Below are 22,604 nucleotides of genomic sequence, written 5' to 3'. Positions count from 1 at the left end.
CGATCACGTCTCTCCCTCGTTCGCCGGACTGAATCGAGCCTGGCGAGCCGCGGTCCCGGCCTCCATGGGTGCGCGCCCACCTGCCGGGGTGGGAAAACGCCACCCCGGGGGGTGGGGCCGGCCCCACCGCCTTCTCCTCGCCGATCGGGCAGACTGCAGCTGTGACGGGGAGACGACCCTCGCCCGGCGGGCCGGCGTGGCGGGCGGTGACCGGCCTGGCGGCGTACGCGCTGAAGGCGGTGACCGGCCTGGCGCTGAACGCCGTCACCGGCGTGGCCGCGCTGGGGCTGCTCGTCCTGGTGCCGGTGAGCGCCGTCCTGGTGCCGGTGGCCGGGCTCGGGCGGGCGCCGCTCGGCCGGCTGCTCGCGGCCGCCCGCCGCCTGGCCGGGTTCCAGCGCCGCTGGGCGGGCCGGACGCTCGGCCTGGACGGCGACGGGAAAGGCACCGGAAACAGCATCCCGAAGAGCGGCGGCGGTCGGCCGGGGAGGTGGCGGGAGCTGGCCTGGCTGGCCGTGCACGGCGTCACCGGCCCTGCTCCCGTGCTGGCGGTGTGGGCCATGTTGTCCGCCCTGGACTACGTCTTCCTCCGGCTGCGGCCGGCGGAGACGAGCCTGCTCAACACGTTCGCCCTGAGCATGTCCACGGTGGCCATCGCCGTGGTGGTGCTCATGGCCGTCCCGCTGTTCCGCACCGGCCAGGCGCGGCTGGCGCGGCGGCTGCTGGACGCCCGGCCCACGCCGGACACACGGATCAGGGAGCTGACCGCGTCCAGGGCCGCGCTGGTCGACGCGCGCGCGGCCGAGCTGCGCCGCATCGAACGCGACCTGCACGACGGCGCGCAGGCCAAGCTGATCGCCATCCGCATGCACCTGGGGCTGGCCCGCGGCTGCGGCGACCCGGACGAGACCCTGCGGATGATCGACGAGGCGCGGGAGATCGCCGGGCAGGCGCTGGGCGACCTGCGCGACCTGGTGCGCGGCATCCATCCCCCGGTGCTGACCGACCGCGGCCTGGCCGGGGCCATCGAGGCGTCCGCGCTGCTGTGCCCGATGCCGGTGGAGATCGACATCGACCTGCCCGGCCGCCCGCAGCCGCCGGTGGAGTCCGCCGTGTACTTCGCCGCGGCCGAGGCGCTGACCAACGTGACCAAGCACAGCGGCGCCTCCCGCGCCTGGGTGCGGCTGCGGCACACCGCCGGCGTGCTCCGGCTGACCGTGGGCGACGACGGCCGGGGCCCGGTCCGCCGCGACCGGGGCACCGGCGTGCGCGGCATCGAGGACCGGCTGTCCGCCTTCGACGGCTCGCTCACCGTCAGCAGCCGTCCCGGCGGCCCGACCGAACTGACCATGGAGGTCCCGTGCGCGTTGTCATAGCCGAAGATCTCGCGCTGCTGCGGGACGGGCTGGTCCGCCTGCTGTCGGCGCACGGCTGCACCGTCGTGGAGGCGGTGGACAACGGGCCCATGCTGCTGGCGGCGCTGGTCCGGCACCGTCCCGACGTGTCGGTGATCGACGTGCGGCTGCCGCCCGGCTTCACCGACGAGGGCCTGCGCGCCGCGCTGGAGGCGCGCGCCCGGGTGCCGGGGCTGCCGGTGCTGATCCTGTCGCAGTACGTGGAGCAGCTGTACGCCAGGGAGTTGCTGTCCGACCGCTCCGGCGGGGTCGGCTACCTGCTGAAGGACCGGGTGGGCGACGTGGACCGGTTCGTCGACGCGGTGCGCCAGGTGGCCGCCGGCGGCACCGCGATGGACCCGGAGGTCGTCTCCCAGTTGCTGACCCGCCGCGACAGGGACGAACCGCTGGCCGCGCTGACGCCGCGCGAGCGCGAGGTGCTGACGCTCATGGCCCAGGGCCTGTCCAACCTGGCCATCGCCGCCCACTTCCAGGTCACCGACAAGGCGGTCGGCAAGCACACGAACAACATCTTCGCCAAGCTCGGCCTGCCTCCCTCCGACGACCACAACCGGCGCGTCATGGCGGTGCTGACCTACCTGCAGGCCGTGCCCGGCCCGCCGCGATCAACGGGCCCGGCCGCCCGTGAGAGGATTCCCCCGCAAGACGGGTGAAGCCTGGACGGAAAGGCAGCAATGTTCGCGATCTCCCTGGGCGACGACGGTGCGGAGCTGCGTCCGCTGGAGCCCTGGCGGGCCGAGGAGTTCCTGAGCCACATGGACCGCGGGCGCGAGTTCATCGGCCGGTTCATCTCCCTGCCCGACCTCGTCAGCGACCTGGAGTCCGCCAGGTCGGTGCTGCAGGCGTACGCGGACAAGGCCGCGGCCGACACCGGGCGCATCTACGGCATCTGGACCGGCGGCACGCTGGTCGGCGGCGTGCTGTTCCGGACGATGGACGTCCGGCTCGGCACCGCCGAGGCGGGCTGCTGGCTGGAGCCGTCGGCGGCGGGCAAGGGCCTGGTGACCAGGGCCATCCGGGTGATCATCGACTGGGCCGTCGAGGAACGCGGCATCCACCGCGTGGAGTGGCAGGCCGCGGCGGGCAACACCGCCAGCATCGCGGTGGCCCGGCGGCTCGGGATGAGCAAGGACGGCGTCCTGCGCGAGAGCTACCCCCACCGGGGCGTCCGGCACGACGTCGAGGTCTGGTCCGTGCTCGCCCCGGAGTGGCGGGCCGGCCGCCGGACGGGCTGAACCGCGGGCGCGGCTACCCGGCTTCGTCCAGTCGCCTGGTGGTCTGGTCGATGCGGCGGATGCGGCCGTCCGGGGCCAGGCGGCCGAACATGAAGACCTCCGCCGCGAAGGTCGTGCCCTTGCGCAGCCTCGTGCGCAGGGTCCACCGGGCGGCGATCCGGTCACCGGAGACCAGCGTCTCGTGGATCTCGACGCCGGACCCGTCGCCGGCGGCCATCGCCTCCTTGTCGACCTGCCGCCGGACGGGACGGGCGTGGTCGATCATGCGCTGCCGGTCGATCACGAGCCCGTCGTTGCAGTACTCGAAGTCCGGCACGAAGTAGCGGTCGATGATGGCGGCGGGCTCCTCGCAGGAGACGGCCATGTCCCGGGTGTAGGCGGTCAGGAAGTCGGCGAGGTCGCGCTCGCAGGTGATGCCCATTCGGCGTCCTTGAGGGTGTGGGGGTGGCTGCCGTCCCGATCCTCGCCGCCCGCGCCCGCCGCCGTCGTCGTACGGGCGGAGACGGCCGGCGCTACTCCCGCCGTCGTACGCTGCCGCGCGGCTACGGCGCCGGGACCACCCGGCCGCCGTCAGCGCCGGACGGTCACGTCGTTCACGGGGCTGCGCGGCGCCTGCCCGGTCAGGACCCGGACGGCCTCCTCGGCGGCGAACCGCCGCACCGTCTCGATCGCCTGCTCGGAGTAGTAGGCGGCGTGCGGGGTGACGATCACGCCGGGCAGCGTGAACAGCGGGTTGTCCGGACGCCAGTCGCGCTGCTTGGCCGGCTCCTCCTCCATGTCGTCCAGGGCCGCGCCGGCGATCCATCCCTGGGCGAGCGCCTGGTACAGCGCCTCGTCCTGCACGATCGGGCCGCGCGCGGTGTTGACGAGGATCGCGTCCGGCTTCATCCTGCGCAGCGTCTCGCGGTCGAAGGCGTGGTGCGTCCCCGGGGTGAGCGGGGCCTGGATCACCAGGTAGTCGGCGCCCGCCACGAGCTCGTCGAACGACACCGGCCGCACGTGGTGCGCGAGGATCCGGGAGTCGTCCATGAAGGGGTCGTGCGCCCAGACCTCGACGCCGAAGGGCCGCGCGCGGGCGGCGATGAGCTGGGCGATGGCGCCGAAGGACAGCAGCCCGAACACCCGCCCGCGCAGCCGCAGGATCGGCTCGCCGGTCTGCCATTGCCACACGCCGCGCCGGGTGGCGCGGTCGTACTGGCAGATCTTGCGGGCGGCGGCCAGCCAGAGCGCGACGGCGTGGTCGGCGACCTCCTCGGCGCACCACTCGTTCGGCGCGTTGGTGACCTGGATGCCGCGCCTGGTCGCGGCGTCGACGTCGACGATGTCCACGCCCGTGCCGTAGCGGGCGATCACCCGGCAGCGGGTGAGGGCCTCGACGGCGCGGGAGCCGATCTGCGCGTACTGGGTCAGCACGCCGTCGGCGTCGCGGCCCTTCTCGATCACCTCGTCCTCGCTCTTGCACTGCTCGGCGAGGAGGGCGAACCCGGCGGCCTCGACGATCGCGCGTTCGATGTCCACGTCGCCGAAGTCGGAGTCGGCGATCATGATGGTGCCTCTGGCGTCAGTGCGAGTCACGGGGAATCCCCTTGGTGTGTACGAGGTCCTGGTACGACAGGGCCAGCTCCAGGCATCCCCCGCCGTCGAGCTGCCCGACCGTGGCGCGGTAGATCTCCTGCCACGGCGTCTGGTTCTCCAGCGCCGGCGGCGTGTGACTGGCCCACCGCGCGGCGATCTCCTCCTCCGTCAGCAGCACGTCGACGCGCGCGTTGTCCACGTCGACGCGGATGAGGTCGCCGGTGCGCAGGATGGCCAGGTTGCCCCCGGCGGCGGCCTCGGGGCTGGCGTTGAGGATGGACGGCGCGTCGGAGGTGCCGCTCTGGCGGCCGTCGCCGAGCGTGGGCAGCGTGGTGACGCCCATCCGCAGCAGCGCGGACGGCGCCTCCATGTTCACCACCTCGGCCGACCCGGGGTAGCCGATCGGCCCGGTGTAGCGGATGACGAGGATGCAGCTCTCGTCCACGCCGAGGTCCGGATCCTGGATGCGGGCGTGGTAGTCCTCGGGCCCCTCGAAGACGATCGCCCGGTAGTCGCGGACCGCGCGGAACTCGTCGCTGAGCACGGAGGTCTTCATGACGGCCGAGTCGAACAGGTTGCCCGTCATGACGAGCAGCCCGCCGCGCGCGGCCAGCGGGGCGTCGTAGGGGCGGATGACCTCCGGGTCGGCGGGCGGGGCGTCGGCCAGGTTCTCCCCCACGGTACGGCCGGAGACGGTCATGGCGTCGGCGTGCAGCCGCCCGGCCGCCAGCAGCGACCGCATGACGGCGGGCACGCCGCCCGCCCGGTAGAAGTCCTCGCCCAGGAACTCGCCGGCGGGGGCGACGTCGGCCAGCACCGGGACGTCGCCCCCGACGCGCTGCCAGTCGTGGATCGTCAGCGGCACGCCGACGTGCCGGGCGATGGCGTTGACGTGGATGGGCACGTTGGTGGAGGCGGCGATGGCCGAGGCGACGACGATCGCGTTCTCGAAGGCCCGCATGGTCATGATCTTGCGCGGGGTGAGGTCCTCGCGCACCAGCTCCACCGCCCGCAGGCCCGTGTCGTAGGCCATCTGCGCCCGGCGGCGGTAGGGCGCGGGGATCGCCGCGCAGCACGGCAGCGACATGCCCAGCGCCTCGGCCATGCTGTTCATCGACAGGGCGGTGCCCATGGTGTTGCAGTGGCCGATGCTCGGCGCGGAGGCGGCCACGCGCGCCATGAACTCGTCGTGGTCGATCTCGCCGGTGGCCAGCAACCGCTTCGACTGCCAGATCACCAGCCCCGATCCGGAGGCGGCCATGCGCTTGCCCTGGTGGTAGCCGTTGAGCATCGGCCCGCCGGACAGGACGATCGCCGGGATGTTCACCGTCGCCGCCGCGGCCAGGCAGGCGGGCGTGGTCTTGTCGCAGCCCGTCGTCAGGACGACCCCGTCGAGCGGATATCCGTAGAGCACCTCGACCAGCCCGAGGTAGGCGAGGTTGCGGTCGAGGGCGGCGGTCGGGCGCTTGCCGGTCTCCTGCAGCGGATGGACGGGGAACTCCAGCGGGATGCCGCCGGCGTCGCGGATGCCGTCCCTGACCCGGTCGGCCAGGGCGAGGTGGTGGCGGTTGCAGGGCACCAGGTCGCTGCCCGTCTGGGCGATGCCGATGATCGGCCGGCCGGACTGGAGCTCCTTCGGGGTCAGCCCGAAGTTGAGGAACCGTTCGAGGTAGAGCGCGGTCATCTCCGGATTTCCGGCGTTGTCCCACCAGGCCTGGCTGCGCAGGCCGCCGCTCTCGGGATGGCCGGTCGGACGCATCAGCTCGCTCCTCACTCGCGCGGGCCGCCGGCCGGGTGGTGGCGCGCCTCGGGCGGCGATGACTGGCCTACCCTGCTGCCGTCATCGCCCAAACGCCTCAGATCATCGCCGCCATCACCTGCTCGACGCTGCTGACCTCGGGAAACTCGATGAGGCACCACGTCGCGCCGGCGTCCTCGTACGGGCCGGGGTGCACTCCGGGCGGGACGCCGACCGCGACCTCGAAGCCCTCCAGCCCGCCTCGGTGCTCGGCGACGACGGCCAGCATCTCCCGCAGCCCGACCGGGGTCGTCTCGGGACAGAGACCGTCGAAACGGGCGGCACGGCGGAGCGGCGCCCGCCTGACCGACTGGGCGGCGACCCAGACGGGGATCCGCGGCCGCTGCACGGGCTGCGGCTGGAACGCCAGGTCGTCGACGCGGTAGTGGCGGCCCCGGTGGCGGACGGGCAGCCCGGTCCAGAGCCGGCAGATGACGTCGAGGCCCTCGTCGAGCATCTCCGCCCGGACGCGCGGGTCGCCGGTCTCGCCGAGCCTGCTCAGCTCCCCGCCGTTGTCCGAGCCCAGCCCGACGCCGAGCACCATCCGCCCGCCGCTGAGGTGGTCGAGCGCGGCGGCCTGCCTGGCCACCTCGTACGGCCTGCGCCGCGACAGCGGCGTGACCCTGGTGCCGATGCGGATGCGCTCGGTGGCGGCGGCGATCGCGGCCAGGGCGATCCAGGCGTCGCAGACGGCCAGCTCCGCGTTCAGCGGGCGCACGACGTGGTCCCACAGGAAGACGCCGTCGAACCCGGCGTCCTCGGCGCGGGCGGCCAGGTCGGCGAGCACCCGCGGGTCGGCCAGCTCCCCGAACGGCGGCAGGTACAACGCCCGGCGCATCACAGCAGGCCCTTCAGGTGCGGCGCGGTACGGCTGCGCGGGCTGGCGGCCACCTGCGCCGGCGTGCCCGCGGCCACCACCGTGCCGCCGGCCGAGCCGCCTCCCGGCCCGAGGTCGATGACGTGGCCGGCGGTCGCCACCACCCGCATGTCGTGCTCGGCGGCCACGACCGTGCCGCCGCCGCCGACCAGGTCGTGCAGCCGGTCCATGAGCACGTCGGTGTCGTGCGGGTGCAGGCCGGTGGACGGCTCGTCGAGCAGGTAGAGCGTGGACTCGGCGCGGCGGCCCTGCAGCTCGGCGGAGAGCTTGATGCGCTGGGCCTCGCCGCCCGACAGCTCGGTGGCGGGCTGCCCGAGCCGCAGGTAGCCGAGCCCCACCTCGTGCAGCGTCTCCAGCGGGCGGCGTACCGCGGGGACGTCGCCGAAGAAGCCGGTGGCCTCGTCGACCGTCATCTCCAGGACCTGGGCGATCGTGCGGTCGCGGTAGGTCACGCGCAGCGTGCCGGGGTTGTAGCGGGCGCCGCCGCAGTCGGGGCAGGGCGCGTACGTCGTGGGCAGGAACAGCAGCTCGACCGCGACGTAGCCCTCGCCCTGGCAGGTCTCGCAGCGTCCGCCGGGCACGTTGAAGGAGAACCGGGCCGGGCCGTAGCCGTGGGAGCGCGCGCCGTCGGTGGCGGCGAACAGCTTGCGCACCGTGTCGAACAGGCCGGTGTAGGTGGCCAGGTTGGAGCGCGGGGTGCGGCCGATGGGCTGCTGGTTCACCCACACCACCCGCCGCTCCCCTTCCGCGGCCTCGGCGAGGGCCGCCAGCAGGCTGCTCTTGCCCGCCCCTGACACGCCGGTGACGGCGGTGAACACGCCCAGCGGCACGTCGACGTCCACGCCCCGCAGGTTGTTGCGGGTGAGCCCGCGCAGCTCCAGGCAGCCGGCCGGCCGGTGCGCCGGGCGTTCCGGCACGACGGTGTGGAACAGGTAGCGACGGGTCACCGACGCGGCGACCTCGCGCAGCCCGGCGACCGGCCCGCTGTACAGGACGCGCCCGCCGTCGCCGCCCGCGCCGGGGCCGACGTCCACCACCCAGTCGGCCTGGCGCACGACGTCCATGTCGTGCTCGACCAGGCAGACGGTGTTGCCGGTGTCGCGCAGGCGGCGCAGCAGGTCCGACAGCGCGGCGGAGTCGGCGGGGTGCAGGCCGGCCGACGGCTCGTCCAGCACGTACACGACGCCGAACAGCCCGGCGCGCAACTGGGTGGCCAGCCGGATCCGCTGCAGCTCGCCGCTGGACAGGGTCGGCGCGGGCCGGGCGACGCTCAGGTAGCCAAGCCCCAGCTCGTCCAGCACCTCGATGCGGTCGAGGATGTCGCGGGTGAGCGCGCCCGCCGGTCCCGGCTCGTCGCGGTGCGGGCGGAGCACGCCGGCCAGCTCGCCCATCGGCATCGCGGCCAGCTCGACGACGGTGCGGCCCGCGTACGTGACCGCCAGCGCCTCGGGACGCAGCCGCCGCCCGCCGCAGAGCGGGCAGGTGCGGGCGGTCATGAACCGTTCGGCGCGCAGGCGGCTCTTCTCGCTGGCCGAGGAGGCGTACGCCTTGAGCACCAGCCGCCGGGCGCTGGCGTACTTGCCCTGGTAGGGACGGTGGATCCGGCCCGCCTCGCGGACGGGATGGACGGTGACCACCGGCTCCTCGTCGGTGAACAGGATCCATTCGCGCTGCTCCGGCGGCAGGCTGCGCCAGGGCGCGTGGATGTCGTAGCCGAGCGTCGCCAGGATGTCGCGCTGGTTCTTGCCCTGCCAGGCGCCCGGCCACGACGCGATCGCGCCCTCCGCGATGCTCAGCGACGGGTCGGGCACCAGCGACTCCTCGGTGACCTCGTGCAACACCCCCTGCCCCTGGCACTGCGGGCACGCCCCGGCGACGGTGTTGGGCGAGAACGCGTCGGAGTCCAGGCGCGGCGCGCCGGCCGGGTAGGCGCCGGCGCGGGACATCAGCATGCGCAGCGAGTTGGAGACCCGGCTCAGCGTGCCGACCGTGGACCGCGCGGACGGCGTGGCCCGCCGCTGGCCGAGCGCGACCGCGGGCGGCAGGCCGGTGATGTCGTCGACGTCGGGCATCGGCAGCTGCTGCAGCAACCGCCGCGCGTAGGGCGCGACCGACTCCAGGTACCGGTGCTGCGACTCGGCGAAGATCGTGCCGAACGCCAGCGACGACTTGCCCGACCCGGAGACCCCCGTGAACGCCACCAGCGCGTCGCGCGGGATCGCCACGTCGACGTCCCGCAGGTTGTGCACCCGCGCGCCGCGCACCCGGATGCCGCTGCCCACCTCATCTTCCACTCTGCGCAATCTACCCATCGCCCGCCGGGCAACCGCCGGGCGACCACCGGGCGACCACCGGGCGAGGCTCAGGCCGCCCGCAGCGGGCGCAGCGCCGACCCCCAGGCCAGGACCTGGTCCAGGACGGCGTTCAGCCGGTCCTCGTGGGCGGCGGCGGGCCGGAAGCCGTCGGCGAAGTCGGTGTGGATCGACAGCCCGACCTGGTTGGCCACGGTGGCCACGCCGAGCAGGCCGAGCACGTGCCGCAGGTGGGCGATGGCCCGGGGCGCGCCGTCCACGCCGTAGCCGACGAAGCCGGCCGCCTTGTTGGTCCACTCGGCGTACAGGAAGTCGAGGGCGTTCTTGAGCGCGCCCGGGTAGGAGTTGTTGTACTCCGGGGTCACGATGACGAACGCGTCCAGCTCCGAGACCGTGGCCGACCAGCGCCTGGTGTGCTCGTGCCGGTAGTTGCCCATGGCGGGGTGCTCGGGTTCGTCCAGGTTGCCCAGGTTGTAGTCCTTCAGGTCGATGAGCCGGTAGTCGGCGTCGCCCCGCTTGGCCGCCAGATCGCGGACCCAGTGGGCCACCGCCTCGCCGTTGCGGCCAGGCCGGGTGCTGCCGAGGATGATGCCTACCTTGAGCATGTCCTTCTCCCTCAGTTCGGTTACGGAACCCAACCGTAGGGAGAGCATTTGAGATACTGAATGCGCTGCTATCCACCATTTATACGCGAGCGTCTCAGCCCTTAGACTCAGCTCCATGGACGTGCTGAGCGACGTGATGGCCTTCATGCGGTGCGGGCGCCCCACCTCCTCCCGCATCTCCTGGCGGGCGCCCTGGGGGGTGGCGTTCCGCTCGGTGCCGGGGTCGGCGGGCTTCCAGGTGGTGCTGCGCGGGTCGTGCTGGCTGATCCCGCCGGACGGCGAGCCCGTGCCGCTCAGCGTGGGCGACGTGGTGTTCCTGCCGCACGGCGACGACTTCGGGCTGGCCGACGATCCCGCCCGGCCGCTGGCCGAGGCCGACTGCGAGCCGCACTCGGAGTTGTTCGCGTCGGCCGGGTTCGGCGGCACCGGGGCCGAGACGGTGGTCCTGTCCTGCGGCTACCGGCTCGACCTCGACCGCACCCACCCGATCCTGGCCTCGCTGCCCGGCGTGATCCACCTGCCCGCGACGCTCGGCAGCCGCCCGGAGCTGCGGGCCGCCGTCGAGCTGCTGGCCGCCGAGATCGACAGCCCGCGGCCCGGCACCGACACCGTCGTGTCGTCCCTGCTCGACATGTTGCAGCTGTACGTCCTGCGCGCCTACTTCGAGACCCAGGACGAGCTCTGCACGATCTCCGGCTGGGCCGCCGCGCTGGCCGACCCCGTCGTCGGCCGGGCGCTCGACGCCATCCACCGCGACCCGGCCCGCCGCTGGACCGTCGAGTCGCTGGGCGCGCACGCGGGCATGTCCCGGGCCGGTTTCGCCCGCCGCTTCACGGGGCTGGTGGGGCAGCCGCCGCTGGCGTACCTGACGTGGTGGCGGCTGATGAGCGCGGCCCGCCTGCTGCGCGAGTCCGACGCGCCGGTGGCGCGGGTGGCCGAGCAGGTGGGGTACGGGTCGGAGTTCGCCTTCGGCAACGCCTTCAAACGCGAGTTCGGCGTCGCCCCCGGCCGCTACCGCCGCTCGGCGGCCTGATCCCCGCGGCCGCCATCGCAGGTCGGCGGCCTGATCCCCCCGGTCGCCATCGCAGGTCGGCGGCCCGGTCCCCCGGCCCCGCGAGCCGGGCGGGTCAGGGGCCCCAGCGTTCCTGGGCGTACTGACGGCGGACGCCGGCGGACTCGCCGATCCGGGTCCAGGAGCGGCCGTCCTTGCGGGCCGCGCGCACGGCGGCGTCCAGGTGGCCCTGGGCCCGGCGCACGGCCTCGGCGGCCTGGCGGACGGCGACCAGGCTCGGCGGGTCGAGGTGGGTCTCCCACTCCGCGCGGATCGCGACGGCCACGTCGTCGGGGGCGGCGCCGGACAGCAGGCATTCGCTCAGCGCGTAGATGCGCCGGGCCGCGAAGTCGTGGCGGGTCTGGGCCACGCGTTCCCACAGCGGCCCCTGCCATCCGCAGGCGCAGTGGCCGCGCCAGCCGATCGCGGTGCGGCCGTCCACGACGTCGCCGCGGCCGTAGCCGATGCGGCCGTCGGAGCCGATCGGGTGCACCCTCGCCCCGCCGTCGGCCGGGCCGGTGGAGACCCGGCCGTCCGGGAAGACGGCGGCATCCCAGCCTTCGTGGCGCCCGTCGTCGCCCTCCCACCACTTCATGACACGCCCCCTCCAGAGATCGTCCGGATCAGCTGGCGACTCCATGGTGGCAGGCGGCACCGGCCCTTGCGAGGGCCCGCGGATTACGGTGTCACGCTGGGGGGATATCGGCCCGGCGGCGGGTCGCCGACTGGATCGGTCCACACGCTGACCAGGTCGTGCCTTCCGCCGGGGCCCCTCGTCCGGCCAGCCTGGGTGGCATGCTCAGCGCCCTCGTCGTCATCGACGTCCAGAACTCCTTCCTGCAGCTTCCCGACTGGCGGCACACGTCCAGGCCGGACATCGTCCCGCAGGTCAACCGGCTGGCCGCGGCCGCCAGGCAGGCCGGGGACGCGGTCGTGTGGGTGCTCGGGTCGCGGCCCGGCTCGGGCACGGTCTTCGATCCGGCCCGGGGGTTCGTCCAGCTGATGGACGGCCTGGAACCCCTTCCGGACGAGCCGATCCTCACCAAGTCGGCGCACAACGCCTTCACCACCACCAACCTCCACCAGTTCCTCACCCGGCGCGGCGTCAGGCGGCTGACCGTCTGCGGCATCCGGACCGAGCAGTGCTGCGAGACCACCACGCGCCTCGCCTCCGACCTGGGCTTCGAGGTCGACTTCGCCATCGACGCCACCGCCACCACGCCGGTCCCCCACCGCGACGCGCCCGACGACGTCCCCTTCGACGAGCTCGTGCACGACCCGCGCACGCTCGGCGTGGACGAGATCCTCGCCCGTACCGAATACGCTCTGTCGGGTCGTTTCGCCACGATCAGGACCGTGGACGAGCTCACCGGGAACTGAGGAGGCGCCGGTCATGTCCCGAGTCGTCTTCCTGCTCATCCCGCGGGTGCACCTGCTCGACGTGGCCGGGCCCGCCCAGGTGTTCTCCACCGCCGCCGACCTCGGCCGGCCGTACACCATCGACTACGTCGCCGAGGAGCGCGAGGTGGCCAGCGTGCAGGGGCTGACGCTGCACGCCCGCACCTCGTGGCCGTCCCTGACGCCCGACGACCTGATCGTCGTGCCGGGCTGGCGGGGGCCGGCCCGGCCGGCGGGCGGCGAGACGTTGCGCCGGCTGCGCGAGCACCACGCGTCCGGCGGCACGGTGGCCAGCGTGTGCGCGGGGGCCGACGCGCTGGGCCGGGCCGGGCTGCTCGACGGCCGCCGGTGCACGACCCACCACAGCGTCCAGGACGAGCTGGCCCGCCTCTACCCGCGGGCCGGCGTCGTCAGGGACGCGCTGTACGTCGAGGACGACCGGGTCGTCACCTCGGCGGGCGTGGCCAGCGGCATCGACGTGGCGCTGCACCTGGTGACCACCCGGCACGGGCCGTACGCGGCGGGGCAGGTGGCCCGCGCGATGCTCGTGCACGCCCACCGCGACGGCACCGCGGAGCAGGTCAGCCCGCTGCTGCGACGGCGTTCGCACGTGGACGATACGGTCCACCGCATCCAGGACCTGATCGAGACCCGGTTCACCGAGCGGCTGCCGTTGAGCCTGCTGGCCGGGGCCGCGGGATGCAGCGAGCGCACGGTGACCCGGCTGTTCCGGCGGGCCACCGGGCTCACCCCGCTGGCCTACCAGACCGCGCTGCGGCTGGAGCGGGCCGAACACCTGCTCGGCCGCGGCGCGACCGCCGAGGTCGCCGCGCGCGAGGTGGGCTTCGCCGACGCCCGGATGCTGCGCCGGTTGCGCACCCGCGCCACCGCCTCCTGAGAGTGGGCGCGACAGATCAGGCTGCGGGACAGGGCGGCGGGTGAGAGCTGCGGGTCAGAGCGAGGCGGTGCGGTAGCGGGAGCGGAACTCGGCCAGCAGTTCGTCGGTGACCTGCGCGCCCGCGGCGACGGCCGCGTGCACCTCGCGGAAGTACCCCTCGTAACCCGCGGGCGTGTAGAGGCACAGCGCGCGCACGACGCCGTCGCCGGCGTTCCTGAACCCGTGCGGGGTGCCGCGCGTCGCCGCCAGCAGGTGGCCCGGCCCGGCTGTCACCTCGCCGTCGCCGTCGTGCAGGGTCAGCTCGCCGTCGAGGACGTAGAAGTACTCGTCGTGGCCCTGGTGGACGTGCGGGCGCGCCCCGACGACGCCGGGGTCCAGCGTGAACTCCTCGAACGCGAACCGGTCCCCGGTGTGCTCCCCGGTCAGCCGGAAGAAGTGCCGGACCCCGGCGACGTCGATGAGCTCGCCCTCGGCGGGACGCCGGAGCAGGGGACGCGGTTCCGGGCTCTCGTTCGCGATCATGCCCGGCATTCTGCCACCCGCGGGAACGACGCCCTCACCTCCACACGAAACGGCGAAAGAGGATAATCCGGATCATGGGAAAGACCTACGACCGGATCGACGGCCGGTTGCGCGCGTTCATCGAGTCACAACCCATCTTCTTCACGGCGACCGCCCCCTTGGCCGGCGACGGCACGGTCAACCTCTCGCCCAAGGGCCTGAAGGGCTCGTTCGCCGTCCTGGACGACCACACCGTGGCCTACCTCGACTTCGCCGGCAGCAACGCCGAGACCATCGCCCACCTGCGCGAGAACGGCCGCGTCACGCTGATGTGGTGCGCCTTCGACGGCCCGCCGAACATCGTGCGCGTGCACGGCCACGGCGAGCCCGTCTTCCGCGACGACCCCCGCTGGGCCGGGCTGCTGCGGCACTTCCCGGACATCGACCCGGCCCCGCACGGCCTGCGCGCGATCATCGTCGTGACCGCGCGGCTCATCCGCGACACCTGCGGGTACGCCGTCCCCTTCATGACCTACGACGCCGACCGCCCGCTGCACGGCTCCCGCTTCGCCCGCGAGGACGACGAGTCGCTCGACGCCTACTTCCACAAGAAGGAGCACGTGGCGACCAGCATCGACGGCCTTCCCGGGCTGCCGCTCCCGCTGCCCCCACTCCCCCCGCTCCCCCGCGAGGGCTGACCGGACGGGCCGCCGTCACAGGACGGCGAGGGCCTTGGCGATGTTCCACTCGGCCAGCTCCAGCATCCAGCGCCGGCCGGGGAAGTCGGTCCCGGCGATGCGCAGCGGGCCCTCGATCAGCGAGAGCACCTGGGCGTACCGGTAGAGCTCCAGCCGGTGGGGGTCGAGGGCGATCGGGCGCAGCGCGGGGTAGGCGTCCTCGAAGCGCATGCGCAGCCAGGCGTGCTCCCACTCGGCGTCGAAGTAGGTCAGGCCCTCCAAGTCGATCAGGACGGGTTCGCCCGCGGGCGTGACGAGCACGTGGTCCGGCCCGAGCTCGCCGTGCACGAGCACGTACCGTTCGCGGGGGGCGACCGCCTCGCGCAGGCGGCGTACGTGGGCGGCGATCCGGTCGTGCGCCTCGCCCATCCTGGCGTCGCGGGCGGCGACGGCGGCGAGGTGGGCGAGCGCGCGGTCCAGGACGACGTCCTCGGCGGGCCGGGAGGGCCGGGCCCGGCCGTCGGCCAGGTGGGCGAGCTTGCCGTAGGACGGGCCGGGGGTGGCGTGCATGCGGCGCAGGGCGTCGCCGAGCGCGGCCAGCGGCCGGGCGGCGGCGGCCGGGTCGCCTTCCATCAGGGCCTCCAGCGTGGTGGCGCCCGCGTCCTCGACCAGGGCGCTGGCCGCGCCGAGGTGCCGGCCGCCCAGACGTAGAGGATCACGCTGGTGGCGTCGTCCAGCCGGAGCCGGTAGACGCCCTTCTTGCTGCCGCCGGTCAGCCGGTCGAGCGCGGCGGGCCGCCGGTCGGCGCCGAACTGCTCGGCGACCAGGTCGCGGACGTCGTCGGGGCGCAGGAAGGTCCGAGTCATGATCGTTTTCTATCACCTACGGGAGCCCGGCCATAGAAAACAAAACTCTGATCTGGTTTTATGGATGCAGAGCGCCGGGGAGGTCCCGGCGGTTCCCCCTCAAGGAGCGACGATGAAGCTCACCCAGGCCGCTGCGGCCACGTTCGGGCTCGACGACGAGGCATGGAAGCGGCACGCCAACCCGTGGAGCGTGTGGACCCGGATGGCCGGGCTGGCCCCCATCCTGCTGCCGATCTACTTCCGCGACGCGCTCGGCTGGTGGTCCCTGGCCCCGATCGCGGCGGGCGTGATCTGGATGTGGCTCAACCCCCACGCGTTCCGGCCGGTCCACGAGCCGCGCAGCTGGGCGTCGAAGGGCATCTACGGCGAGAAGCTGTACGCCGCCGACCACTCCCCGGCCGCCGCGGCGCACCGCCGGACGATCCGCCGGCTGCTCGCCATGGCCGCCGCCGGCCTGGGCGTCATGGTGTACGGGCTCGTCCGGGTCGAGCCGTGGCCGTCCCTCTTCGGCCTGACGCTCATCATCGTCTCCCAGCTGTGGCAGATCGACCGGTTCGTGGCCATCTACGAGGAGGGCCTGCGCCGCGCCGCCGCCGCGGGTTCGTGACAACATTCGATCGGCACGATCGTTTGCAGGAAGGTTGTCCCCGATGCCGCCCGCGTTCACCGCAGAGGAGAAGGCCCGCATCACCGCCCTGTTGCTGGCGAACGGCGAGAAGCTGTTCACCGGCCAGGGCCTGCGCAAGACCTCCCTGGAGGAGCTGATGGCCCCCACGGGGGTGGCCAAGAGCAGCTTCTACGTCTTCTTCGACTCCAAGGAGGCGCTGTACCTGGAGCTGATGCTGCGCCAGACCGGCGAGGTGCGGCGCCGGGTCATCGACGGCGCGCTGATGAGCGCCGACGACCCGCGCGAGGCGCTGCGCCGCTTCCTGCACGCCACCGTCGAGGAGCTGTCGGTCAACCCCCTGTGGCGCCGCCTGATGACCCATCCGGAGGAGATGCAGGCGGTGGCCCGCAAGCTCGACCCCGAACGGGTCGCCGCGATGTCCGGCAGCCCGGCCGCCGCCCTCACCGAGTACGTCACCGCCCGCCGGGCCGCGGGCGAGCTGGTCGACGCCGAGCCCGCCGTCATCATCGGCGTGCTGCAGTGCGTGCTGCTGGTGCCGATGTTCGCCGAGCGGCTCGGCGACCCGGCCCTGCACCCCAGGATCATCGACCTGCTCATCGACGTCGTCGCCTCGGGGCTGGCCCGTCCCGGCGGATGACGTCGTGACCGCCCTGGGGTGAGCTCGCGGGGGTGCAGAAAACTGCAGGGGGAGTCGAGTGTCAGCCGCAATGGCGGCCGCCGCGCGATCGGCGAGGCTGCTGAGCATGGCAAACACCGCAACCACGGCAATCCCCCACCTGGCCGGCGGCCGGCGAAGACACGCCTGGCTGGCGGCGGGGATCGTGCTCGGGCTGTTCGGCACGAACAGCGAATGGTCGATCCCGCTGGCCGGATGGCTGTTCTCCGTCGGCCTCATGCGCTTCACCCGCAGCTCGGGCGTGCCGGCCGGGCTCGCGGCCGTCGGCCTGTCGGCCGCCGCGACGACGGTGGTCTTCGTCGCGGCGGCGGGCCGGCTCACCGTCCTGCCGATCCTGCTCGGCTGCCTGCTGCTCGGCCTGGTCCTGAGCCTGCCGCTGCTGGCCGACCGGCTGCTCGTCCGGCGGCTCGGCCCGCTCACCGGCACGCTGGTCTTCCCGGCCGCCCGGGTGACGGCCGAGTTCCTGATCGCCACGCTCACCCCGCTGGGCACGATCTTCGGGCCGCTGGCCGCGACGCAGTCGGCGAACCTGCCGCTGCTCCAGACGGCGTCCGTCACCGGCGTCTACGGGATCAGCTTCCTGATGGCCTGGGCCGCGCCGGTCGTCAACCTCGCGCTGGAACGCCGGATGGCCTGGCCGTCGATCCGGGGCGTCACGCTGACGTACGTCGCGGTGCTGGTCTCGGCGCTGCTCGGCGGCGGCCTGCGGCTGGCGACCGCCCCGGCCGCGCCGGAGCTGGTACGCGTCGCCGGGATCAGCGCCTCCCTGGCCGCCGAGCAGCGCATGCGGGAGATCGACGACGTCCACACCCCGCGGGTCCTGCCCGCGCAGAAGCCGACGCTGCGCAGGGCGTTCGCGGTGATCGACGACGACCTGTTCGCCCGCACCCGGATCGAGGCCGACGGCGGCGCCCGGGTCGTGGCCTGGGCCGAGACCGCCGCGGTCGTGCTCGGCGAGGACTACCCCGGCTTCCTGCGCAGGGCCCAGGACCTGGCCAGGGAGAAGGGCGTCTATCTCGACATGGGGGTGGCCGTCGTCCTCGACGGGGAGCCGCGCTCCCGCGACCTGGCCGTGCTGGTGACCCCCGAGGGGCGGGTGGCGTCGGTCTTCGACAAGGCGCATCCGGTGCCCGGCATGGAGAGCCTGCGGCCGGGCGACGGGGTCGTGCCGGTGACCGGCACGCCGTACGGGCGGCTGGCCCACGTCGTCTGCTTCGACGCCGACTTCCCCGCCACGCTGCGCACCCGCGCCGACGTGATGTTCGTGCCGGCCAACGACTGGAAGGGCATCGAGCGCACGCACGCGGCGAACGCGGTGTTCCGGGCGGTGGAGAACGGCTACAGCCTCGTCCGGCCGGCCAGTAACGGCCTGGCGATCACCGTCGACGCCTACGGCACCCCTCTGGCCAGGGCGAACTACTTCGGCACGGCGCAGCAGAGCATGGTCGTCTCCGTCCCGACCCGCGGCGTCTGGACGCTGTACGGCCTGGTCGGCGACCTGTTCGCCGGGCTGTGCGCCGCCGCCCTGGCGGGGCTGACCGGGCTCGCCGCGCTCCGGCGGGCCGCGTACCGGGGCTGACCATGGGATTTCCGGAGGAAGGTGCGATGATGCCACGGGCGCGGAACGGGAGGACCCGGATGACGGGGAGACGAGGAGTGCGGGCGAGACTCGCGACGCCGCTGCGCGCGCTGGCGATGATCGGGCTGTCGGTGGCGGGCGTGCTCGCGGCCGTCCTGGTCGTGATCAGCGCGGTCCCGGCGGCGGCCGGCGTGGGCCGGGGGGCGTTCCGGCGGGCGGTGTCGCTGCAACGCGCGGTCGCCGACGCGGCCCGGCGGCTGGCGGGCCGGCTCGGCGTGCGCGTCGAGCGTCCCTACGGGCCCGGGACGGACGCGTCCGCGCTGCTGAAGGACCCGGCGACCTGGCGGGACGTGCTGTGGGGCGTCCTCGACCCGCTCATGGGCACGTGGGCGTCCGCGCTGGCGCTCGGCATGCCGCTCTACGGCCTGTACGGCGTGGCGGTGCAGCCGTTCGTGTGGCGGGCCAACCTGCGGGCCGGGGGCGCGAACGCCTACGGCGTCATCCACGTCACCTCGACGGCCGCCGCGCTGGCGGCGATCCCGGTCGGGCTGGCGCTGATCGCGCTCGGCCTGTACATCGGCCCCCCGCTGCTGCGCCTGCGCGCCCGGTGGGGCGGCGCGCTGCTCGGGCCCTCGCGCACGGCCGCGCTGGAGCAGCGGGTCGAGACGCTGGTCGAGACGCGCGCCGGCAGCGTCGACGCCCAGGCCGCCGAGCTGCGCAGGATCGAGCGCGACCTGCACGACGGCGCGCAGGCCCGGCTGGTCGCCCTGGGCATGGGGCTGGGCCACGCCGAGCGGCTGTTCGACGAGGACCCGGAGGCGGCCCGCGCCCTGCTGTCCACGGCCCGCGAGTCCTCCTCCAAGGCCCTGGACGAGCTGCGCGACCTGGTACGCGGCGTGCATCCGCCGGTCCTGGCCGACCGCGGCCTGGCCGACGCGATCCGGGCCCTGGCCCTGGACTGCCTGCTCGACGTCGAGGTCACCACCGACCTGGCCGGACGGCCCGCGCCGCCGGTGGAGTCGGCCGTCTACTTCGCGGTCAACGAGCTGCTCGCCAACACCAGCAAGCACGCCGGGGCGGCGACCGTCCAGATCACGCTGCGCCACCGGCACGGGATACTCAGCTGCGACGTCGTGGACGACGGCGGCGGCGGCGTCGATCCGGCCGACGGCACCGGGCTGCGCGGCATCCAGACCCGGCTGGCCGTCTTCGACGGGACGATCGCCGTCGACAGCCCGCCCGGCGGGCCCACCCGGGTGCATCTGGAGGTGCCGTGCGCGATCAGGTCCGAGTAGTCGTCGCCGAGGACCTGTTCCTCATCCGGGACGCGCTGGTCCGCATGCTGACCGAGCACGGCTTCACGGTCGTGGCCGCCGTCGACAACGGGCCGTCGCTGCGCAAGGCGCTGGCCGAGGAGCGGCCGGACGTGGCGGTCGTCGACGTGCGACTGCCGCCGTCGTTCACCGACGAGGGTCTGCAGGCCGCGATCCAGGCGCGCCGCGACCGGCCCGGCTTCCCGGTGCTGGTGCTGTCGCAGTACGTGGAGCAGCTCTACGCCCGCGAGCTGCTGGCCGACGGCGCCGGGGCGGTCGGCTACCTGCTGAAGGACAGGGTGGCCAACACCGCGCAGTTCATCGACGCGGTCACCTCGGTGAGCCGGGGCGGCACGGCGATGGACGCGCAGGTCATCGCCAAGCTGCTGACCCGCGGCGACGCGCGTGGCCGCACCGGCGAGCTGAGCCCGCGCGAGCGGGAGGTGCTGAGCCTGATCGCCGCCGGGCGGTCCAACGCGGCGATCGCGCACCAGCTCGTGATCTCCGCCAGCGCGGTCAACAAGCACATCGCGGGCATCTTCGGCAAGCTCCAGCTGCCCGAGTCCGAGGACGACAACCGCCGGGTGCTGGCCGTCCTGGCCTATCTCAACCGCTGACCGAGGCGCGGCGGGCGTAGTCGCCGATGGCGGGGCGCAGCAGGTCGTACGCCTGCCGGGCGGTGCGGGCGAGGGCCGCGAAGATCTGCTCGGACTCCTCCCCCGCCAGGACCCGGCGCTGGGCCTCGTCGAACAGCAGCCGCTCCACCCCGGCGAGCGCGGCGGCGACCAGGCGGGGCGTGAGGCCGCCGTCGCCGGTCTCCTCGGCCAGGACGGCGGCGAGCCTGGCCTCGGCCTGGTCGTGGAGCTGGCGCAGGCGGGCCCGCAGCACGGGCGTCTCGCGTACCATCCGCTGCCAGTCGGCGCCCGCGTCGGGGATCGCGCCGTCGCGGCGGCGCAGCCGTTCGTCGTAGTCGCGCTGGGCGGCCTCCAGGGCCGACTCGCCGGGCTGCCGCCCGGACACGGCCCTGGCCAGGCCGCCGACCACCTCCTCGTGCCGGTCGAGGATGAGGTCCTCCTTCAGCGGGAAGTGGTTGGTGACGGTCATCTTGGCCACGCCGGCGGCGGCGGCGACGTCGGCGATGGTGACGTCGTCGTAGCCGCGTTCCAGGAACAGGCCGGTCGCGACGTCGGAGATGAGCTGCCGGGTCTGGTGTTTCTGGCGCTCCCGCAAGCCCTTGGATCGTTCGGTCACGCGCTCTGCCCTTCCATACAGTCATTAGGTTTGACCTAACGATTAGGTCGGACCTAGTGTTTGGAATCGTCCTAGTCAATCGATCCTAAGGGTGTTCGATGACCAGCACCTCCGCCGCCGGGGCCGCGCGCGACCGGCTCGATCCGCATCTGCTGCGCATGGGGATCGTCCTGATCGCGGCCCCGATCCTGGCCACCATCGACGCCACCGCCGTGGGCATCGCGGCCGGCGCGATGGCGGCGCACTTCCGCACGTCGCTGACCGACGTGCAGTGGGTGGCGGCCGGCTACCTGCTCGCGATCGCGGTGGTCATGCCCCTGTCGGGCTGGCTGAGCCGGCGGTTCGGGGCCAGGCGCACGTGGATGGCCGCCGTGGCGGTCTTCACCGCCGGCTCGGCCCTGTGCGGCCTGGCCTGGTCGCTGCCGGCCCTCATCGCGTTCCGGCTCGTGCAGGCCGTGGGCGGCGGGCTGATGAACCCCGTCGGCCAGACGATCCTGGCCCAGGCGGCCGGGCCGTCCCGGATCGGCCGGGCCATGAGCGTGCTGACGATCCCCGTCATGTTCGCCCCGGTGCTCGGGCCGATCGTGGGCGGCCTGGTCGTCCAGCAGCTCGACTGGCGCTGGATCTTCTACCTCAACCTGCCCGTCTGCCTGCTCGTCCTGCCGGTGGCCGCCCGCGTCCTGGCCCGGGACGAGAACGACGAGGACGGGCCCGCGCCCAGGCTCGACCTCCTGGGCCTGGCACTGCTCTCCCCCGGCCTGGCGGCGGTGGTCTACGGGCTGACGACGGCGGGCGGAGGCCAGGGGGCGTGGACGCCGTCCGTGCTGGTCGGCGCGGGGCTGGCGCTGGTCGCCGGCTACCTGGTGCACGCGCTGCGCACCCGCCGCCAGCCGCTGATCGACGTACGCCTGTTCGCCAGGGGCGGGTTCACCGCGGCCTGCGTGGCGCTGTTCCTGCTCGGGGCCTCGCTCTACAGCTCCATGATCCTGCTGCCGCTGTTCTTCCAGCACGACCGGCACGCCGGCACGCTCTCGACGGGCCTCCTGCTCACCCCGCAGGCGCTCGGGGCCGCCGTGGGCTCGTTCGCCGCGGGGCGGCTGGCCGACCGCCACGGCCCGCGTGCCGTCGTGACCGGCGGGCTCGTGCTCTCGCTGGCCGGGCTGCTCGCCTTCACCCAGGCCCCCGCCCGTCCGGACACCTGGCTGCTGACCCTCTGCCTGGTCCTGTACGGCCTGGGTATCGGCGGCGTCTCCGCGCCCACCATGGCCGCGGCGTACGCCTCGGTCGACAGGCGGCAGACGCCGGGCGCGGCCGGCGCGCTGAACGTCGTCAACCGGCTCGGCGGCGCGCTGGGCACCGCCATCCTCACGACCGTCCTGGACAGCGGGCTGCGCCGGGGCGACGGCCCGGCGCACGCCTACGGCACCGCCTTCTGGTGGGCCTTCGGACTGTGCCTGGTCACCCTGGTTCCGGTGGCGTTCCTCCGCTCGGCCCGCCGTGATGGTCGGCCAGGCGGGTGAGCAGGTCGACCAGGCGCTCGCGGTCGGCGAGGGGCAGCGGGGCGAGGAACTCGTCCTGGGCGCGGGCCAGCAGCCGGTCGAGCTCGGCCAGCCGGCGGCGGCCCTCCGCCGTGATGGTGACGATGTTGCGGCGGCGGTCCCCCGGGTCGGGCGCGCGTTCGACGAGCGCGCGCCCGGCCAGGTCGTTGACGGTCGCCACCATGTCGCTGCGGTCGATGCCGGTACGCCGGCCGAGCTCCGCCTGGCTCGCCGGGCCGTACTCCTCCAGCGCGGCGAGCAGCGCGTAGTGGTAGCGCCGGACCTGGGCCTGGGCGAACGCCTGGTCCACGATCCGGTTGGCGGTCAGCGCCGCGTGGTTGGCCAGCCTGCTCGGCAGCGCGCGCAGCCGCTCCGGCAGCCCGCCCTCTGGGGTGTTCACAGAGGCAATCTAAC

Annotated in this window: 24 protein-coding genes; 13 read left to right on the top strand and 11 right to left on the bottom strand. The window is 73.9% G+C overall.

The window, feature by feature from the left end:
- Positions 1-161 precede the first annotated feature (161 nt).
- From ACIBQ8_RS46890 to ACIBQ8_RS46880, 3 genes are read left to right on the top strand one after another with little or no spacing between them, the layout of a single operon-like run.
- Positions 162-1,373 (top strand): histidine kinase, encoded by a 1,212-nt coding sequence (locus ACIBQ8_RS46890; protein ID WP_397195380.1) that lies wholly within the window; start codon positions 162-164, stop codon positions 1,371-1,373.
- Positions 1,358-2,065: a response regulator transcription factor gene (locus ACIBQ8_RS46885; protein WP_352326912.1), complete on the top strand. Its 708-nt coding sequence runs from the start codon at positions 1,358-1,360 to the stop codon at positions 2,063-2,065. The genes ACIBQ8_RS46890 and ACIBQ8_RS46885 overlap by 16 nt, the downstream gene beginning before the upstream one ends.
- Before the next feature lie 21 nt (positions 2,066-2,086).
- On the top strand, positions 2,087-2,647 hold the full coding sequence (locus tag ACIBQ8_RS46880) for a GNAT family N-acetyltransferase (RefSeq protein WP_397195379.1): 561 nt from the start codon (positions 2,087-2,089) through the stop codon (positions 2,645-2,647).
- A 13-nt stretch (positions 2,648-2,660) separates the two neighbouring features.
- On the opposite strand, the gene ACIBQ8_RS46875 is transcribed toward ACIBQ8_RS46880, so the two are convergent.
- The 6 genes from ACIBQ8_RS46875 to ACIBQ8_RS46850 all read right to left on the bottom strand — a co-directional run bounded on the left by ACIBQ8_RS46875 (position 2,661) and on the right by ACIBQ8_RS46850 (position 9,814).
- Positions 2,661-3,068: a nuclear transport factor 2 family protein gene (locus ACIBQ8_RS46875; protein ID WP_397178888.1), complete on the bottom strand. Its 408-nt coding sequence runs from the start codon at positions 3,066-3,068 to the stop codon at positions 2,661-2,663.
- Positions 3,069-3,217: 149 nt separating this feature from the next.
- Complete coding sequence (locus ACIBQ8_RS46870; RefSeq protein ID WP_397178889.1) at positions 3,218-4,222, bottom strand: C-terminal binding protein; 1,005 nt, start codon at positions 4,220-4,222, stop codon at positions 3,218-3,220.
- Entirely contained in the window at positions 4,209-5,981 is a 1,773-nt protein-coding gene (locus ACIBQ8_RS46865; RefSeq protein ID WP_397195378.1) for an IlvD/Edd family dehydratase, read from the bottom strand. The genes ACIBQ8_RS46870 and ACIBQ8_RS46865 overlap by 14 nt, the downstream gene beginning before the upstream one ends.
- Before the next feature lie 97 nt (positions 5,982-6,078).
- Positions 6,079-6,858 carry an LLM class flavin-dependent oxidoreductase gene (locus ACIBQ8_RS46860; protein ID WP_397195377.1) on the bottom strand — a complete coding sequence of 260 codons (780 nt, stop codon included), beginning with the start codon at positions 6,856-6,858 and terminating at the stop codon, positions 6,079-6,081.
- Positions 6,858-9,191 (bottom strand): ATP-binding cassette domain-containing protein, encoded by a 2,334-nt coding sequence (locus ACIBQ8_RS46855; protein ID WP_397195376.1) that lies wholly within the window; start codon positions 9,189-9,191, stop codon positions 6,858-6,860. Before ACIBQ8_RS46855 ends, ACIBQ8_RS46860 begins: the two co-directional genes overlap by 1 nt.
- A 68-nt stretch (positions 9,192-9,259) precedes the next feature.
- Positions 9,260-9,814 (bottom strand): NADPH-dependent FMN reductase, encoded by a 555-nt coding sequence (locus ACIBQ8_RS46850; RefSeq protein WP_397195375.1) that lies wholly within the window; start codon positions 9,812-9,814, stop codon positions 9,260-9,262.
- A gap of 115 nt (positions 9,815-9,929) precedes the next feature.
- On the opposite strand from ACIBQ8_RS46850, the gene ACIBQ8_RS46845 reads away from it, so the two are divergent.
- Complete coding sequence (locus ACIBQ8_RS46845; protein ID WP_397195374.1) at positions 9,930-10,847, top strand: AraC family transcriptional regulator; 918 nt, start codon at positions 9,930-9,932, stop codon at positions 10,845-10,847.
- A 94-nt stretch (positions 10,848-10,941) separates the two neighbouring features.
- Here ACIBQ8_RS46845 and ACIBQ8_RS46840 read toward each other — a convergent pair whose 3' ends face one another.
- Complete coding sequence (locus ACIBQ8_RS46840; protein ID WP_397178895.1) at positions 10,942-11,460, bottom strand: hypothetical protein; 519 nt, start codon at positions 11,458-11,460, stop codon at positions 10,942-10,944.
- Positions 11,461-11,660: 200 nt separating this feature from the next.
- Here ACIBQ8_RS46840 and ACIBQ8_RS46835 point away from each other — a divergent pair, with 200 nt between their 5' ends.
- Both ACIBQ8_RS46835 and ACIBQ8_RS46830 read left to right on the top strand, forming a co-directional pair.
- Positions 11,661-12,245 (top strand): cysteine hydrolase family protein, encoded by a 585-nt coding sequence (locus ACIBQ8_RS46835; protein WP_397178896.1) that lies wholly within the window; start codon positions 11,661-11,663, stop codon positions 12,243-12,245.
- A 13-nt stretch (positions 12,246-12,258) separates the two neighbouring features.
- Positions 12,259-13,161: a GlxA family transcriptional regulator gene (locus ACIBQ8_RS46830; RefSeq protein ID WP_397195373.1), complete on the top strand. Its 903-nt coding sequence runs from the start codon at positions 12,259-12,261 to the stop codon at positions 13,159-13,161.
- A gap of 54 nt (positions 13,162-13,215) precedes the next feature.
- Here ACIBQ8_RS46830 and ACIBQ8_RS46825 read toward each other — a convergent pair whose 3' ends face one another.
- A complete protein-coding gene (locus tag ACIBQ8_RS46825) occupies positions 13,216-13,683 on the bottom strand; it encodes a cupin domain-containing protein (RefSeq protein ID WP_352326554.1) in 468 nt (155 codons plus the stop codon).
- A 74-nt stretch (positions 13,684-13,757) separates the two neighbouring features.
- Here ACIBQ8_RS46825 and ACIBQ8_RS46820 point away from each other — a divergent pair, with 74 nt between their 5' ends.
- Positions 13,758-14,360 carry a pyridoxamine 5'-phosphate oxidase family protein gene (locus ACIBQ8_RS46820; protein ID WP_397178898.1) on the top strand — a complete coding sequence of 201 codons (603 nt, stop codon included), beginning with the start codon at positions 13,758-13,760 and terminating at the stop codon, positions 14,358-14,360.
- A 15-nt stretch (positions 14,361-14,375) separates the two neighbouring features.
- Here the strand turns inward: ACIBQ8_RS46820 and ACIBQ8_RS46815 are convergent, their stop codons facing one another.
- A complete protein-coding gene (locus ACIBQ8_RS46815; protein WP_397195372.1) occupies positions 14,376-15,221 on the bottom strand; it encodes a phosphotransferase in 846 nt (281 codons plus the stop codon).
- 96 nt (positions 15,222-15,317) lie between these two features.
- Here ACIBQ8_RS46815 and ACIBQ8_RS46810 point away from each other — a divergent pair, with 96 nt between their 5' ends.
- From ACIBQ8_RS46810 to ACIBQ8_RS46790, 5 genes are all read left to right on the top strand, one after another.
- Positions 15,318-15,812 carry a DUF6653 family protein gene (locus ACIBQ8_RS46810; RefSeq protein WP_397178900.1) on the top strand — a complete coding sequence of 165 codons (495 nt, stop codon included), beginning with the start codon at positions 15,318-15,320 and terminating at the stop codon, positions 15,810-15,812.
- A gap of 43 nt (positions 15,813-15,855) precedes the next feature.
- Positions 15,856-16,470, top strand: a complete 615-nt coding sequence (locus tag ACIBQ8_RS46805) for a TetR/AcrR family transcriptional regulator (RefSeq protein ID WP_397195371.1) — start codon at positions 15,856-15,858, stop codon at positions 16,468-16,470.
- 106 nt (positions 16,471-16,576) lie between these two features.
- Positions 16,577-18,088: a nitrilase-related carbon-nitrogen hydrolase gene (locus tag ACIBQ8_RS46800; protein WP_397195370.1), complete on the top strand. Its 1,512-nt coding sequence runs from the start codon at positions 16,577-16,579 to the stop codon at positions 18,086-18,088.
- Positions 18,089-18,165: 77 nt separating this feature from the next.
- On the top strand, positions 18,166-19,383 hold the full coding sequence (locus ACIBQ8_RS46795; protein WP_397195369.1) for a sensor histidine kinase: 1,218 nt from the start codon (positions 18,166-18,168) through the stop codon (positions 19,381-19,383).
- A gap of 44 nt (positions 19,384-19,427) precedes the next feature.
- Positions 19,428-20,018 carry a LuxR C-terminal-related transcriptional regulator gene (locus tag ACIBQ8_RS46790; protein ID WP_397178973.1) on the top strand — a complete coding sequence of 197 codons (591 nt, stop codon included), beginning with the start codon at positions 19,428-19,430 and terminating at the stop codon, positions 20,016-20,018.
- Here the strand turns inward: ACIBQ8_RS46790 and ACIBQ8_RS46785 are convergent.
- The gene (locus ACIBQ8_RS46785; RefSeq protein ID WP_397195368.1) at positions 20,008-20,652 is read right to left on the bottom strand and encodes a TetR/AcrR family transcriptional regulator; all 645 of its coding nucleotides are present in this window, start codon (positions 20,650-20,652) and stop codon (positions 20,008-20,010) included. The two genes, ACIBQ8_RS46790 and ACIBQ8_RS46785, sit on opposite strands and share 11 nt — an antisense overlap.
- Before the next feature lie 98 nt (positions 20,653-20,750).
- Between ACIBQ8_RS46785 and ACIBQ8_RS46780 the strand changes: the two genes are divergently transcribed.
- Positions 20,751-22,172, top strand: coding sequence for an MDR family MFS transporter (locus ACIBQ8_RS46780; protein WP_397178905.1), 1,422 nt, complete (start codon positions 20,751-20,753; stop codon positions 22,170-22,172).
- Here ACIBQ8_RS46780 and ACIBQ8_RS46775 read toward each other — a convergent pair.
- Complete coding sequence (locus ACIBQ8_RS46775; protein WP_397195367.1) at positions 22,111-22,590, bottom strand: MarR family winged helix-turn-helix transcriptional regulator; 480 nt, start codon at positions 22,588-22,590, stop codon at positions 22,111-22,113. The two genes, ACIBQ8_RS46780 and ACIBQ8_RS46775, sit on opposite strands and share 62 nt — an antisense overlap.
- Positions 22,591-22,604: the final 14 nt, after the last annotated feature.

It is taken from the genome of Nonomuraea sp. NPDC049646, assembly GCF_044465525.1.
In the GTDB taxonomy this organism is placed as follows: domain Bacteria; phylum Actinomycetota; class Actinomycetes; order Streptosporangiales; family Streptosporangiaceae; genus Nonomuraea.
This window is presented reverse-complemented; position numbering and strand designations above follow the sequence as displayed.